General features: G+C 63.1%; 12 protein-coding genes. 8 read left to right on the top strand and 4 right to left on the bottom strand.

All coding sequences use genetic code 11. The features are described 5' to 3' along the window. Positions 1 to 30: 30 nt before the first annotated feature. Entirely contained in the window at positions 31 to 498 is a 468-nt protein-coding gene (locus AO356_RS28025; protein ID WP_060742586.1) for an Rrf2 family transcriptional regulator, read from the bottom strand. 147 nt (positions 499 to 645) lie between these two features. Between AO356_RS28025 and AO356_RS28020 the strand changes: the two genes are divergently transcribed. Beyond that, positions 646 to 1,539: an NAD(P)/FAD-dependent oxidoreductase gene (locus tag AO356_RS28020; protein ID WP_060742585.1), complete on the top strand. Its 894-nt coding sequence runs from the start codon at positions 646 to 648 to the stop codon at positions 1,537 to 1,539. A 74-nt stretch (positions 1,540 to 1,613) separates the two neighbouring features. On the opposite strand, the gene AO356_RS28015 is transcribed toward AO356_RS28020, so the two are convergent. Both AO356_RS28015 and AO356_RS28010 read right to left on the bottom strand, forming a co-directional pair. Beyond that, complete coding sequence (locus AO356_RS28015) at positions 1,614 to 2,465, bottom strand: CAP domain-containing protein (RefSeq protein WP_060742584.1); 852 nt, start codon at positions 2,463 to 2,465, stop codon at positions 1,614 to 1,616. A gap of 194 nt (positions 2,466 to 2,659) precedes the next feature. Then, entirely contained in the window at positions 2,660 to 3,433 is a 774-nt protein-coding gene (locus tag AO356_RS28010; RefSeq protein ID WP_060742583.1) for an L-iditol 2-dehydrogenase, read from the bottom strand. A gap of 254 nt (positions 3,434 to 3,687) precedes the next feature. On the opposite strand from AO356_RS28010, the gene AO356_RS28005 reads away from it, so the two are divergent. Together AO356_RS28005 and AO356_RS32750 are read left to right on the top strand one after the other, a co-directional pair. Beyond that, positions 3,688 to 4,608 carry a helix-turn-helix domain-containing protein gene (locus AO356_RS28005; protein WP_060742582.1) on the top strand — a complete coding sequence of 307 codons (921 nt, stop codon included), beginning with the start codon at positions 3,688 to 3,690 and terminating at the stop codon, positions 4,606 to 4,608. 5 nt (positions 4,609 to 4,613) lie between these two features. Then, the gene (locus AO356_RS32750; RefSeq protein ID WP_060742581.1) at positions 4,614 to 4,940 is read left to right on the top strand and encodes a hypothetical protein; all 327 of its coding nucleotides are present in this window, start codon (positions 4,614 to 4,616) and stop codon (positions 4,938 to 4,940) included. 671 nt (positions 4,941 to 5,611) lie between these two features. On the opposite strand, the gene AO356_RS27995 is transcribed toward AO356_RS32750, so the two are convergent. After that, positions 5,612 to 7,387 (bottom strand): sigma-54-dependent Fis family transcriptional regulator, encoded by a 1,776-nt coding sequence (locus AO356_RS27995; protein WP_060742580.1) that lies wholly within the window; start codon positions 7,385 to 7,387, stop codon positions 5,612 to 5,614. 285 nt (positions 7,388 to 7,672) lie between these two features. Here AO356_RS27995 and AO356_RS27990 point away from each other — a divergent pair, with 285 nt between their 5' ends. From AO356_RS27990 to AO356_RS27970, 5 genes are all read left to right on the top strand, one after another. Beyond that, positions 7,673 to 9,145, top strand: a complete 1,473-nt coding sequence (locus tag AO356_RS27990) for a benzaldehyde dehydrogenase (protein WP_060742579.1) — start codon at positions 7,673 to 7,675, stop codon at positions 9,143 to 9,145. Between the two features lie 71 nt (positions 9,146 to 9,216). Further along, the gene (locus AO356_RS27985) at positions 9,217 to 9,984 is read left to right on the top strand and encodes a coniferyl-alcohol dehydrogenase (protein WP_060742578.1); all 768 of its coding nucleotides are present in this window, start codon (positions 9,217 to 9,219) and stop codon (positions 9,982 to 9,984) included. A 90-nt stretch (positions 9,985 to 10,074) separates the two neighbouring features. Further along, positions 10,075 to 11,724 carry a DUF1302 domain-containing protein gene (locus AO356_RS27980; protein WP_060742577.1) on the top strand — a complete coding sequence of 550 codons (1,650 nt, stop codon included), beginning with the start codon at positions 10,075 to 10,077 and terminating at the stop codon, positions 11,722 to 11,724. A 15-nt stretch (positions 11,725 to 11,739) separates the two neighbouring features. Further along, positions 11,740 to 13,101, top strand: a complete 1,362-nt coding sequence (locus AO356_RS27975; RefSeq protein WP_060742576.1) for a DUF1329 domain-containing protein — start codon at positions 11,740 to 11,742, stop codon at positions 13,099 to 13,101. Between the two features lie 69 nt (positions 13,102 to 13,170). Next, positions 13,171 to 14,274, top strand: coding sequence for a WD40/YVTN/BNR-like repeat-containing protein (locus AO356_RS27970; protein ID WP_060742575.1), 1,104 nt, complete (start codon positions 13,171 to 13,173; stop codon positions 14,272 to 14,274). Positions 14,275 to 14,284: the final 10 nt, after the last annotated feature.

Below are 14,284 nucleotides of genomic sequence, written 5' to 3'. Positions count from 1 at the left end.
TTGCTCGCGATGGCGCTACACCCACCAATATCAATGCCCCATCCGCGAAAGGTCAGCCCCGTCCTCTGCGCAAACCTGTCGAAACCGCAGATCAAAATCCTCTGCCAACTGCGCCAGGGTAATCGCCCCCAAACGCTTGAGCAGCAATGCCTGGGCCTCATCGAACGCATCCGTCAACGCCGCATTCACCGCTTGTTCCACCAGGCATTGCGGATGATCGGTGGACAGGCCGATGGCGAAGATCGACGTGCTGCCCAAGGCCTGATGGATATCCAGCAAGGTCATCTCCGACAGCGGCTTGCTCAAGGTCCAGCCGCCGCGATGGCCTTTTTCCGACGTGACATAGCCCTTTTCCTTGAGCAAGGCCATGGTCCGACGCACCACCACCGGGTTGGTGCCGAGCATCTGCGCAATGGTATCGGAGGTGGCGGATTGCTGGTGGCGGTCCATGTGGATCAACACATGCAGCATGCGGGACAGGCGGGTGTCGGTTCTCATGATCGTTGCGGTATTCCATGGCGGAGGCGGGTGTGAGTATCGCCTGTAATGGCAAAAGTTACGAGATCGTTGACAGGTGCTTTTCAAGGAACTTACGATGTGTCGTGACATTGCCGCACCCGTCGAAACCTTTCTTGGAGAATGATCATGCGCTATGACGTCATCATCGCAGGTGGCAGCTACGCCGGTATGTCCGCAGCCCTGCAACTGGCCCGTGCCCGCCGCAAGGTATTGGTGATCGATGCCGGCCAGCGTCGCAATCGCTTCGCGGCCAGCTCCCATGGCTTTCTCGGTCAGGATGGCCGGGCTCCCGGGGACATCGCCGAGGATGCGCGCCGCCAACTGATGGCCTATCCGACCGTTGAATGGGTATCGGGCACCGTGATCAATGCCAGCAAGGTGGCGGACGGCTTTACCCTGGCAACGAGCGACGGGCAGTGCTTCGATGCCCGCCGGCTGCTGTTGGCCACCGGTGTGATCGATGAGCTGCCCGACGTGGAAGGGTTGGCGCAGCGCTGGGGCAAGAGCGTGTTTCATTGTCCGTATTGCCATGGCTATGAGCTGGAGCAAGGGCCGATCGGCGTGCTGGCGACCTCGGAAATGTCCTTGCACCATGCGCTGATGCTTCCGGACTGGGGACCGACCACGTTCTTCACACGCGGCGTGTTCGAGCCCGACCCTGAGCAGCGTGCCAGCCTGGAGCGACGCGGAGTCACGATGGTGCCCGAGCACGTCGAGCGCATCGAAGGCGACCGGGCCGACGTCGTGTTGGCCAATGGTCGAGTGGTGAGCATCGAAGGCCTGTTTGTCCTGCCTCGCACCCGCGTCGCCAGTCCGTTGGCCGAGTCCCTGGGATGTGAATTCGAGGACGGGCCGATGGGGGCCTTCATCCAGAGCGACATGACCCGGGAAACCAGCGTGCCAGGGGTGTTCGTCTGTGGCGACGCGGCCATGCCCTTCGGCTCGGTGGCGCTGTCGGTGGGGGACGGGGTGAGGGCGGGTTCAGGCGTGCATCGATCATTGATCTTCGGGGGGCATTGAATCGCGAGCAGGCTCGTTCCCCTATTGAGGCACTGAGCCCTGTGGGAACGAGCTTGCTCGCGATGGCGCCGGTGCTACTGGGTGCCAAACATTGCCGTCCAATAGATCCCGGCATCGCTTTTCGGATCGGTCGCATACCCGGCGCCCAATTCGCGGAACTGCGGGTTCATCAGGTTGGCGCAGTGCCCCGGGCTGGCCAGCCAGCCGTCCACGACCTTGAGGGCCGTGTCCTGTCCGGCGGCGATGTTCTCGCCGATCAATTGGCCCAGATAGCCGGCCAGTTCGGCGCGGTCGCCTGGCGTGCGGTTGTCGCGGTCCTTGTGGTCGAAGAAATTGTTGTTGGCCATGGCCCGGGTGTGGGTGACGGCGGCCAGGGCCAAGGTGGCGTTCCAGGCTAGCGGCGTGGTGGCGGCGAAGGCTTCGGTGCCGCAGCGACGCGGTTGGGCGCGGGCGCTGTTGATCAGTTTCAGCAGTTTCTGGCCTTCGGCTTGCCAATCACCCAGGCGCGCCGACAACAACGGGCGCGCCAGCACGATGCGCCATTCGCGATCCAGGCGGCTGACGCCGATGTCGACGAACTGCGGGTCGAGCACCACCTGGCAGAAGCTTTCCTGCACCGCTTTCATGGCCGATTGCGCATCGCGCGGCCCGGACAGGCTGATGGCTTGCACGTTGACCATGGGATAGGCCGCCCGCGCCAGCGCCTGTTGCAGGTCGCCGATGCCATTGGCCGACAGGATCAGCCGGGAGTCCATGGCCAGCGGCGGCAACTCCAGCGAAGCCTGGCCGGCACAGCTTTGGGATTGGCTGCGGTAAAGGTTGATGGACTCGACCAGTTGCGTCTCTTCGGTGGCCGTGGCGCTGGTGGCGAACACCAGGCCCAGCGACAGCACGACAAGGCCCATGACGGATGAAATGGCACGCATGTAAATCTCCCTTGAGCGGACGGCGCCTATGATGCGCAATTTTTGCCCCGCTGGGGCAACGGTATTCACGCTCTCTTGAAATCCCTTGGAACGGCACCGTTGGGTACCGTTCGGGACAATCCTCAAGTAGTGGGATCAATTTTCAAGCGAATAAGTCCATTTCCGTCGTTTCAAGGCCATAAAAACTCGGATTATTAGCTCATCCAGTTACCGCCATCGACGTTATACGTCTGTGCCACCACGTATTCGCTCTCCGCCGAGGCCAGGAAAATCGCCATTCCGGTGAGGTCCTGCGCAGTGCCCATCCGGCCATAGGGCACCTGTTGCCCGACCTGGCGCTTTTTTTCCCCCTGCGGCAGGTTTTCGTGGCGGGCGAACAGCGCGTCCACGCCATCCCAATGCTCGCCATCCACCACGCCGGGGGCGATGGCGTTGACGTTGATCCGATGCTTGATCAGATCCAGCCCGGCGGACTGGGTCAGGCTGATCACCGCCGCCTTGGTGGCGCAATAGACCGCCACCAGGGCCTCGCCACGCCGGCCGGCCTGGCTGGCCATGTTGATGATCCGCCCGCCGTGGCCCTGGCGGATCATTTGCCGCGCCGCCGCCTGCAGCGTGAACAGCGTGCCGGCGACGTTGATGGAAAACAGCCGCTCGTAGCTCTGGCGGGTGATGTCCACGATGGGCGCCAGGTCGAACAGCGCGGCGTTGTTGATCAGGATATCCAGCTTGCCTGCCTGGGCCACCACGGCCGCGATGGCCTGGTCGATGGAAGCTTGATCGGTCACGTCCATTTTGACCGCGTAGGCGCTGTCGCCCAGTTCGGCGGCGGTGGCATTGGCCCGCTCCAGGTCGATATCGGCAATCGCTACCGTGGCGCCTTCTTCGATGTAGGCCTGGGCAAACGCCCTGCCGATACCCCGGGCGGCGCCGGTCACCAGGGCACTTTTTCCTTCCAGTCGTTTCATGGGGCTTGGTCCTTGCTGCAATGGCATCAGAGGGTAATCAGCGTCGCACTCACCAAATGGCGATGGCAGGCCGATTACAGCAGTGCCGTTGAAAACCGACAAACCCGCGCAGGATGGTGAGGTGGTACTTTTTTAACTTGTGCCGGTGTCTCCAGACTGGGTTAAAAAAGTATCGGTGGGTGGGCGGGCCGAGGCTGGCGAAGCGTTGCGCACTCGGCGTAAGGTGCCCGCTATAACGATAAAAGAGGCGCGACATGCCTGATCACAGAACGCCCCTGTTCGAGCAGCGACCGGCCGAACTGGAAGTCATCCTGCCCGAGCCCGAACACAGTTTTCGCTGGTACGAGCATGACTACCCGTACCCGCTGGCGCGCTGGAACCATCATCCTGAATTTGAAATCCACCTGATCCGCCAGGGCAGCGGCAAACTGTTGGTGGGCGATTACATTGGCCCGTTTGGCCCAGGCCATGTGGCGATGATCGGTCCGGACTTGCCCCACGATTGGATGGGCGACCTGGCGCCGGAGGAGCACTTGGCCGGGCGCGACGTGGTGTTGCAATTCGACGGCGCCACGCTGCTGGCCTTGCGTCGCACCTTGCCTGAGCTGGGGGATCTGCAAGGGCTGTTCGAACGCGCTCGCCGTGGCCTGGCCTTCGGTGGCAATACGGCACAGCAGGCCGCGCACCTGCTGGAAGCCATCGGCCCGGCCCAGGGGCTGGCGAGATTGACGCTGTTCCTGGAGCTGCTCCACACCCTCAACCAAGCTCCCGGCGACGAGGCCCTGAGCCTGGCGAGCCCTTGCTATGCGCCGACCTTGGATGCGCGCAGTTCCGAGCGCATCCACAAAGCCTTCGAGTACCTGCAAGCCGAACTCACCGGCGACCTGCGCCTGTCGGTGATCGCCCGCCAATTGGCCATGAGCGAGCCGGGCTTCTCGCGGTTCTTCAAGCGCATCACCGGGCACGGTTTCATCGATTTGATGCGCAAGCTGCGGGTCCAGCGCGCCTGCCGTTTGTTGTTGCAGAGTGAGATGCCGGTGACCGACATCTGTTTTGAAGTGGGCTATAACAACCTGTCCAACTTCAACCGGCATTTCCGCATCGAGATGAACCAGACCCCCAGCGAGTATCGACGGGGCGCTTTTGCCCTGCTTGACGGAGCCGCCACCCGGTAACCTCTGTGGGAGCCGAGCTTGCTCGCGATGACGTCAACACAGCCAATATCAATGCCAACCGACCCACCGCCATCGCGAGCAAGCTCGGCTCCCACAGGGGAATGACGGTGGACGCGGTGCAAGGAACGCCACCGATCCATTGTGGGAGCGAGCTTGCTCGCGATGACGTCAGCACAGCCAATATCAATGCCAACCGACCCGCCGCCATCGCGAGCAAGCTCGGCTCCCACAGGGGAATGACGGTGGACGCGGTGCAAGGAACACCACCGATCCATTGTGGGAGCGAGCTTGCTCGCGATGACGTCAACACAGCCAATATCAATGCCAACTGACCCACCGCCATCGCGAGCAAGCTCGGCTCCCACAGGGGAATGACGGTGGACGCGGTGCAAGGAACACCACCGATCCATTGTGGGAGCGAGCTTGCTCGCGATGACGTCAGCACAGCCAATATCAATGCCAACTGACCCACCGCCATCGCGAGCAAGCTCGGCTCCCACAGGGGAATGACGGTGGACGCGGTGCAAGGAACACCACCGATCCATTGTGGGAGCGAGCTTGCTCGCGATGACGTCAACACAGCCAATATCAATGCCAACCGACCCACCGCCATCGCGAGCAAGCTCGGCTCCCACAGGGCAATGACGGTGGACGCGGTGCAAGGAACACCACCGATCCATTGTGGGAGCGAGCTTGCTCGCGATGACGTCAGCACAGCCAATATCAATGCCACCTGACCCGCCGCCATCGCGAGCAAGCTCGGCTCCCACAGGGCAATGACGGTGGACGCGGTGCAAGGAACGCCACCGATCCATTGTGGGAGCGAGCTTGCTCGCGATGACGTCAGCACAGCCAATATCAATGCCAACTGACCCGCCGCCATCGCGAGCAAGCTCGCTCCCACAGGTAATGTTGTTACACTCCCGTGGCGAGGGAGCTTGCTCCCGCTGGGTCGCGAAGCGGCCCCAAGACCTGCCTTGGCAGCATCTCCCCGGTTCGGTGTTCAGCCCGGGACACCTTTTTGATGCTTCTTCAAGCGATACGCGAACTGCGCCCGGCTCAGCCCCAGCGAGCGGGCGGCCGCCGCGAGGTTGCCGCTGCTCAGTTGCAGGGCTTCGTTGATCAGGCGTGATTCCAGGCCGTCAATGGAGAAGTCCGCGTCCAGTTGGCTGAGGGACTGGAGCAGCGCCGGTTTTTCCACGGCATCGTTGGCGGCCAGGCCCATCGGCGAGAGGCCGCCGAGGTGGTCCACCGAGTAGGCGTCCACCGGCAATTGCTCATTGCGAAACAGATGGACCAGGTCAATGGCCTGGCCTTCTTCGCTGGCGATCAGGCCCCGCTCGATGAGGTTCTGCAATTCCCGCACGTTGCCCGGAAAGTCATAGCGCAACAGTACCTTCAAGGCACGCATGGTCAGGCCCATCGGTGTGCGGCCGTACTCCTGGCAAAAGCGCGTGAGAAAGGCGTTGATCAGCAACGGTATGTCATCGCGGCGCTCGCGCAAGGGCGGCAGGGCGATGGGGTAGACGTTGAGCCGGTAGAACAGGTCTTCACGGAACGCGCCGTCCGCCACGGCCTTGCGCAGGTCGATGTTGGTGGCCGCCACGACGCGCACATCGACCTTGATGCCATGGCCGCCGCCGACCCGTTCGATTTCCCGCTCCTGCAAGGCACGCAGCAACTTGCTTTGCCCGGCCAGGCTCAGGCAAGTGATCTCATCCAGGAACAACGTGCCACCGTGGGCACGCTCGAAACGACCGGGACGTGAATGAGTGGCGCCGGTGTAGGCTCCGCGCTCGACGCCGAACAGTTCAGCCTCGATCAGATTGTCGGGGATGGCCGCGCAGTTGAGAGCAATGAACGGTCCATCACGGCGACGGCTCAGTTGGTGCAACTGGCGGGCGAACATCTCCTTGCCCACACCGGATTCGCCGCTGACCAGCACGGTGGCCGGGGTCAAGGCCACCCGTTGCAAGGCCTGGGTCGCGGCGTTGAAAGCGGCGCTGGCACCGATCAGTGGCTGTTCGCTGTCCGGCACCGGGACGGTTCCGGCCACGTTGTCGGACTGAGTGTCGGCGCGGGCGACGACGGTCGGCGGCGAGGCATTGAGGTAATTCAGGTCCTGCTCGATGTCGCCCCATTGTTCAGCGGTCTTGCCGACGACTCGGCAGCGTTCGTGGCCCATGCCCCGGCATTCCACTTCGCGAAACACCACCAGTTGCCCGAACAGCCCGCTGACGAAACCGATGGCGTAGCCCAGTTCGGTCCAGCACACCGGATCCTGCCCGGTGCCATAGGCGGCGACATGCTCGTCGGCCTCGCAGGAGTGATGCCAGAGAAATTCCCCCTCATAGAATCCCGAGTCGGCGTCGAACTTGAAATGCAGCGGCTCGACCTTGGTCATGCCTTCGAGGGTGTGCAGATGCGTGCCGGCGCGAAACACCGCCGCGGCATCGGCGTGGGGCCAGCGTTCACGAATCAGTCGGGCGTCGCGGGCGCCGGAGGAATAACCGGTGCGGGTGAGCATGCCTCGGGCCTGCTCCAGCCCCTGGCGTTCGATGATTTCCCGGCGCAACGCACCGAAGGAGGAACTGTGCAGCAGCAACATGCGCTGGTCGTTGAGCCAGATACGGCCATCGTCGGGGGAGAAAAACAGGCAGGCGGTGAGTTCTGCCGGCGTGGGCGAACTGCTGTCGCTCAACTCGTTGCTATCGCCCCGTGGATGGAAATGCTCGGTGGCGATTCGATGATCCGGCAACTGGCAGTGGGGATTATTCATTGTTATGCCCCTGATGGCGGGGTGATCGAAATGATCACCTGGCGAGATAGTTATTAAGCATAACTTTATCAAATGAACAAGCGACAGATGGCCAACGGCCAGATAGACGCAGGCGCCCGGTGCGTCATGCCTGGCGAAGAACCTTGAGCCAGAGCCTTGCGCCAGGTTTATCAAGGCCTGCGGGCAAAACCGGCACAGCGCTTGCTCAAGCACTTGCACGGCGTTTGCGTCGATACCTTCCAGGTGCGGCAAACGATGACAACAACAAAGAGCCGGGAGTGTTAAATGTCTGCACCCAAAAGCCACCTGCTGTCCCAGGTGATCGAATCGGAATGCGTCTTCAACGGTGACTGGGTGCCTGCCTCGGGCCCGCTGCAATCGATCATCGAGCCGGCCACCGGTGAGCGGCTGATGCGCTGTGCCATGGCCGACTCCGCCGACATTGCCAAGGCCAGTCGCGACGCGGCCCTGGCGCAGCCGGCGTGGGCGGCGCTGGGCCCGCGGCAGCGGGCGGCGATCTTCCGCAAGGCCGCCGACGTGGCCGAGCAGTCCTTCGACGAGCTGGCGCTGTACGTGGCCCGGGAGACCGGTGCCGCGCTGTTCAAGGGCCAGCACGAAATGCGCGAAGCCATCGTGCTGTTGCATCAGGCCGCCGGCCTGCTGTCCCAGGCCCATGGGGTGGTCCTGCCCAGCGAGGCAGGGCGCCTGTCCTATGCGCGGCGCCAGCCCCATGGCGTAGTCGGGGTGATTTCGCCCTTCAACTTTCCCCTGGTGCTGTCCATGCGCTCCGTCGCGCCGGCCCTGGCGGCAGGCAACGCGGTGGTGCTCAAGCCGGATCCACAGACCCCGGTGAGTGGCGGTTTCCTCATCGCCCGGTTGTTCGAAGTGGCAGGCCTGCCCAAGGGCTTGCTGCAAGTGCTGCCCGGCGCGGCGGATGCCGGAGAAGCGCTGTGCCGCGACCCTAATGTGCGCATGATCGCCTTCACCGGTTCCACCGGCGCCGGTCGCAAGGTCGCTGAAGTGGCCGGGCGCAACCTGAAGAAGGTCGCCCTGGAGTTGGGCGGCAAGAACCCACTGATCATTCTCGAAGACGCCGACCTCGACCTCGCGGCCCGGAACGCGGCCTGGGGCGCCTGGCTGCACCAAGGGCAGATTTGCATGGCCACTGGCTTGATTCTCGCCCATGAATCCATTGCCGCCGAGCTGACCCGCAAACTGGTGGAAAAGGCCCAGGCCATGACCCTCGGCAACGCCGCTCGGGAAGAAGCCGCCATGGGGCCCCTGATCAATCAGCGGCAGTTGCAACGGGTGCACGACATCGTCAGCGACACCGTGCTCGCCGGGGCCCGACTGGAGGCCGGCGGCGATCACGATCGGCTGTTCTACCAGGCCACGGTGCTCAGCGGTGTGAAGCCGGGCATGCGCGCCTTCGACGAGGAGGTCTTCGGGCCGGTGGCAACGGTAGTCAGCTTCGCCACCGATGACGAAGCCATCGAATTGGCCAATCGCACCGAATACGGTTTGGCGGCGGCGATCATTTCACCATCCGTGGGCCGGGCCATGGCCATCGGTGAGCGGTTGCAGTGCGGCATGTTGCACATCAATGACCAGACCGTCGCCGATGAATGCGTCAACCCGTTCGGCGGGCGCGGCGCCTCGGGCAATGGCGGCAGTGTCGGCGGCCCGGCGGACTGGGACGAATACACCCAATGGCAATGGGTGACGGTCAAGGACACGGCGCCGATCTACCCATTCTGACAGGCCGGTCTTCACCGGGCCCGATGAGCTGAGGGCCCTGCGAGTACACAAAAATAATAAGAGGACTCAACATGAAACTCGACAACAAGATTGTGCTGGTGACCGGTGTCTCGTCGGGTATCGGTGCTGCCACGGCGAGCCTGCTGCGCGCACACGGCGCCCAGGTGATTGGCGTGGACCTCAAGGCGCCGCACATGACCCTGGACGGTTTTGTGCAGGGCGACTTGAGCAGCGCCGAGAACATCGAACGGTTGCTGCCACAGCTGCCCGCACGGCTTGACAGCCTGTGCAACATCGCCGGCGTGCCGGGCACTGCCAACCCGCGACTGCTGGCGCGGGTCAACTACCTTGGGCTGCGCCACCTGAGCCGTGCGCTGCTGCCGCGCATCAGCGCTGGTGGCAGCATCGTCAACATCGCCTCGATCCTCGGTGCCGAGTGGCCGTTACGCCTGGAACAGCACAAGGCGCTGGCGCGCATCGAAGACTTTGCCGCCGCGCAAGCCTGGCTGGCCGATCACCCGGTGCCGGACCAGACCTGCTACCAGTACTTCAAGGAAGCCTTGATCGTCTGGAACTACCTGCAGGCCCAACCCTGGTTCCTTGAGCATTCGGTGCGCATGAACAGTGTCGCGCCAGGCCCGGTTTTCACGCCGATCCTCGATGACTTCGTGAGCATGCTCGGCGAGGCCCGGACCCAGGCCGATGCCCATCGCATGAAACGTCCCGCTTATGCCGATGAGGTGGCGGCGGTGATCGCTTTCCTGTGTGCCGACGAGTCGCGCTGGATCAACGGCGTCAACCTGCCGGTCGATGGTGGATTGGCCTCCACCTACATCTGAATGCGCACCCGCGCAAAGCGGCGCGAGCCGCGACCTGAGCGTGTTGGCTGGCAAAGCCATGCCCAAAAATAACAATAATGAGAAGCGTCCATGGATAACCTCAAAGATAGCTTTCGTTTCAAGCACTGCGCCTTGTTCCTGGCGTTGTGCAGTACCGGCGTGATGGTCGATCGGGTCGAGGCCATGCAAATGGACCTGGGTGACTCCGATTGGAAACTGCGCTGGGACAACACCATCAAGTACAGCCAGGCCTGGCGCCTGCAAGGGCAGGACAGCCGCTTGGTCAACGCACCAACCGCCAACGGCCTGTACCCCTCGATCCAGAGTCAGGGCGATAAGAACTTCAGCAGCGGCCTGGTCTCCAACCGCCTGGACCTGTTCTCCGAGATGGACCTGAGCCGGCAAAACTATGGGCTGCGCGTGAGCGGCGCGGCCTGGTACGACGATATCTACAACCAGGACACCGACAGCAGCGAGCAACCGCATTTTCTCAGCGAAACCCGCAAGCTCCACGGTCGCGACGCGGAAATTCTCGATGCCTTCGTGTTCCTGCGCGGTGACCTCGGTGAAGACTCCCAGGGCGTGGCGCGCCTGGGTCGACACAGCCTGATCTACGGGGAAAGCCTGTTCTACGGCGGCAACGGCATTGCCAATGCCCAGGGCCCGACCGATGTCGTCAAGTTGCTCAGCGTGCCGGGGACTCAGTTCAAGGAGATCCTGCGGCCGGTCAATCAAATCTCCGGGCAATTGCAGATCAACCCGCAGTTGTCGGTGGGTGCTTACTATCAGTTCGAGTGGGAACGTTCCAATCTCCCCGGCGCCGGCAGCTACCTGAGCGATGCCGATGCCATCGGTTACGGCAGTGGTCCGTTGCGCGAAGTGTTCGGCAACGACACGGTCAATGGCGGCGATCTGAAACCGCGCAATTCGGGGCAGGGCGGCATGCAGATCCGCTTCAAGCCCAGCGGCACCGAACTGGAGCTGGGTTTCTACGCGGCCCAGTACCACGACAAGGCGCCGATCGGGTTGTATGCGTACCTGGACGGTCCGGCGGCAGCGGCCACCGGGTTGCCGATCCTGGGTTCCTATCGGCAGGTCTACGCCGAAGACATCAAGACCGCCGGCGTCAGTTTCTCCACCGCCTACGGCCCGTTCAACTTCGCCGGTGAAACGTCCGTGCGCTGGAACGCACCGCTGGTGAGCAACCTGCAAGTGGTGACCCCCGGCATGGAGGCCGATGGTGGCGACAATGAGTTGTTCGCCAGGGGCAAGACCGCCCACGCCAACCTGTCGGCGATTTACCTGTTATCGCCCACCTCGTTCTGGGACGGCGGCTCGGCCCTGGCCGAACTGGCCTGGAACCGCACCTTGAGCGTGACCAAGAACGCTGCCGCGCTGGATTCCAACACCACCCGCGATGCCACGGCGCTGCGGGTATTGATCGAGCCGGCGTACTTCCAGATCGTCGACGGAATCGACCTGACCGTGCCGATCGGCATGGGGGTGGTGCTCGATGGGCGTTCATCGGCGGTCAACAAATCCGGCTTCGGCAACACCCATTCCGGTGACTGGAGTGTCGGGCTCAAAGCCACCTATCTGCAACGCTGGGACGTCGGCCTCAACTACGTGAACTTCTTCGGCGCACCGAAAGCCGGCCTGCGCGAAGACGGCAATTTCAGTTACGGACAGTCGTTGGCCGACCGCGACTTCGTCTCGCTCTACGTGAAAACCTCATTCTAATAAGGTGGATTCGCCATGCAGAACACAGCATTCCTGAACACGTGCGTCCTGACCCTGGCCCTCGCCGGCATGGGGCTGGCGCAAGCGGCGGTGTCGCCCGAACAGGCCGCACGCTTGAAAACCGATTTGACCCCCCTGGGCGGCGAGCGTGCCGGCAATGCCGATGGCAGCATCCCGGCCTGGCAGGGTGGTTACACCCAGGTCACGCCCGGCTACAAACCGGGAGACAAGCGCCCCGATCCATTCGCCAGCGAGAAACCGCTGTATTCGATCAAGGCCGCGAACATGGAGCAGTACGCCAGCGAATTGGCCGAAGGCACCAAGCTGCTGCTCAAGAAATATCCGGACTATCGCCTGGACGTATACCCGACCCATCGCTCGGCCGCCGCGCCGCAATGGGTGTATGACAACACCAGCAAGAATGCCACCCGCGCCACGCTGGACGTGGACAGTGAGAAGGTCTCCAACGCCTACGGCGGCATCCCGTTCCCGATCCCGGAAAACGGTGCGCAAGTGCTGTGGAACTACCGGTTGTCCTGGCAGGGCGGCGACACCATCAGCTCGCCTTTCGATACCTGGCTGATGACCGCCGGCGGCAAGAAAGTCCAGGCGACCCGAGCGCAATACACCTATCAGTTTCCTTACTACGTCGAAGGCGGCAGCCTGGAAAACTATTCGGGAAAGTACCTGCTGGGCAAGCTGTTCACTGAGTTGCCATCGTCCAAGGCCGGCGAAGGCCTGATGACTCATTGGGACCTGGACCCGGGCAATCGGGCGGCTTGGCAATATCTGGTCGGCCAGCGCCGGGTTCGCCGGGCGCCGAACATTGCCTATGACACGCCGGACTTCGTGACCTCCGGCGTCGGCCTGTTCGACGAGGCGTTCATGCTGTTCGGACCGACCGATCGCTATGACCTCAAGCTGGTGGGCAAGAAAGAACTGATCGTCGGCTACAACAATAACCGCGCCGCGCTGGCCAAGAGCGACGACCTGGTCAAGGCGAACTTCCTCAACCCGGATCTGGTGCGTTGGGAGAAGCATCGGGTCTGGGTGGTCGAGGCCACGCTCAAGTCCGGCAAGCGCCATGTCGTGCCGCGTCGGACCTACTACGTCGACGAAGACTCCTGGCAGATCCTGATGGCCGACGGTTACGACGCCCAGGGCAAGCTCGGCCGGCAGATGTATTCGTTGACGCTGCTGGCACCCGACCTGCCGGCCCTCACCGCACAGGTCATGTGGGGCAGCTACAACCTCGACACTGGCGCCTACTTCCTCAACTCATCGAGCAACGACCTGGCGGTTCAGTACCAGAAGGTCGCGAAGCCTTCGGCGTCCTACTTCACGCCGGATGCCATGGCCAACGAAAACATGCGTTGAACCTGTGGCGGCCGTGGCGAGGAGGCGGTTCGTCGCGGTCGCTTACGATTTTCCAGGCGGAATAACGATATGAACGTTGAAAAAATCTTTGCGCGCCGAGTTCCGCTATGGGGTGTTTGCGCCCTGGTGGGGTGCCTGTTGGCGAGTGTGCCCTGGGTCGCACAGGCCACGACATTGGCGGTGCTGCAGCAACCGGCACTGCCGACGACCAAGGCCCCGCGCGCGGTATTGCTTGGGCTGGCCCGGGCTGGCGAGCGCCTGGTTGCAGTGGGCGAGCGCGGGATCGTGCTGCTCTCGGATGATGCAGGCGTGAATTGGCGCCAGGCCAGGGTACCGGTCAGCGTCAGCCTGACGGCGGTGCAATTCGTCGATGCCGAGCAGGGCTGGGCGGTCGGTCATCTGGGGGTGGTGCTGCACACCCAGGACGGCGGGGAAACCTGGCAGAAACAACTCGATGGTGAGCGCGCCATCGCCCTGGCGGTGCAAGTCGCCGAGCGCGATGCCAACCAACCCGACGGTGCCAGCCAGTTGGCGCAGGCACGGCACATGCTCGATGACGGACCGGATAAACCGTTTCTCGACCTGTACTTCAGTGACCGCCTGCATGGCTACGTCGTGGGCGCCTACAACCAGATCTACCGCACCGATGACGGCGGGCGAAGCTGGCAACCGTGGATGCGGCATGTGGACAATCCCCAGGGCTTGAACCTGTATGGCATCCGCGCCTTGGGCAAGGATTTGCTGCTGGTGGGGGAGCGCGGCCTGCTGTTGCGTTCGACCGATGCCGGGCAGTCATTCCAGGCCTTGAAGTCACCTTATGAAGGCAGCTTTTTCGGCCTGCTCGGCACGCGCGATGGGGCCTTGATTGTCTATGGCTTGCGCGGAAACGCCTGGTGGTCCGATGACCGGGGTGGCAGTTGGCGACGCCTCGACACGGGCATCGAATCAACACTGGCGAGCGCCCTTGAACTGCGCGACGGCGGCCTGTTGTTGGCCAGCCAGAGTGGTGAGCTTCTCTTCAGTCATGACCAGGGCCGCAGCTTTGACAAGCGTCAGAGCCGCAGTGGCGGGACGGTCGCTGCCGTGCAACAGGCGGTCGACGGCAGCCTGGCCAGCGTCGGTTTGACCGGCGTGGCCGCTGACCAGGATCCGCGGGCGTCCGGTAAACCTTGAAACTTCACGG

It is taken from the genome of Pseudomonas fluorescens (assembly GCF_001307275.1).
GTDB classification, from domain to species: domain Bacteria; phylum Pseudomonadota; class Gammaproteobacteria; order Pseudomonadales; family Pseudomonadaceae; genus Aquipseudomonas; species Aquipseudomonas fluorescens_AA.
Note: the sequence above shows the minus strand (reverse complement) of the source record. Positions and strands in the feature narration are given on the sequence as shown.

Coding starts and splice junctions, on each gene's coding strand:
- AO356_RS27980 (WP_060742577.1), top strand. CDS start 10,075: ATGGATAACCTCAAAGATAGCTTTCGTTTCAAGCACTGCGCCTTGTTC.
- AO356_RS28015 (WP_060742584.1), bottom strand. CDS start 2,465: ATGCGTGCCATTTCATCCGTCATGGGCCTTGTCGTGCTGTCGCTGGGC.
- AO356_RS28010 (WP_060742583.1), bottom strand. CDS start 3,433: ATGAAACGACTGGAAGGAAAAAGTGCCCTGGTGACCGGCGCCGCCCGG.
- AO356_RS27970 (WP_060742575.1), top strand. CDS start 13,171: ATGAACGTTGAAAAAATCTTTGCGCGCCGAGTTCCGCTATGGGGTGTT.
- AO356_RS27995 (WP_060742580.1), bottom strand. CDS start 7,387: ATGAATAATCCCCACTGCCAGTTGCCGGATCATCGAATCGCCACCGAG.
- AO356_RS27990 (WP_060742579.1), top strand. CDS start 7,673: ATGTCTGCACCCAAAAGCCACCTGCTGTCCCAGGTGATCGAATCGGAA.
- AO356_RS28020 (WP_060742585.1), top strand. CDS start 646: ATGCGCTATGACGTCATCATCGCAGGTGGCAGCTACGCCGGTATGTCC.
- AO356_RS27985 (WP_060742578.1), top strand. CDS start 9,217: ATGAAACTCGACAACAAGATTGTGCTGGTGACCGGTGTCTCGTCGGGT.
- AO356_RS27975 (WP_060742576.1), top strand. CDS start 11,740: ATGCAGAACACAGCATTCCTGAACACGTGCGTCCTGACCCTGGCCCTC.
- AO356_RS28025 (WP_060742586.1), bottom strand. CDS start 498: ATGAGAACCGACACCCGCCTGTCCCGCATGCTGCATGTGTTGATCCAC.
- AO356_RS28005 (WP_060742582.1), top strand. CDS start 3,688: ATGCCTGATCACAGAACGCCCCTGTTCGAGCAGCGACCGGCCGAACTG.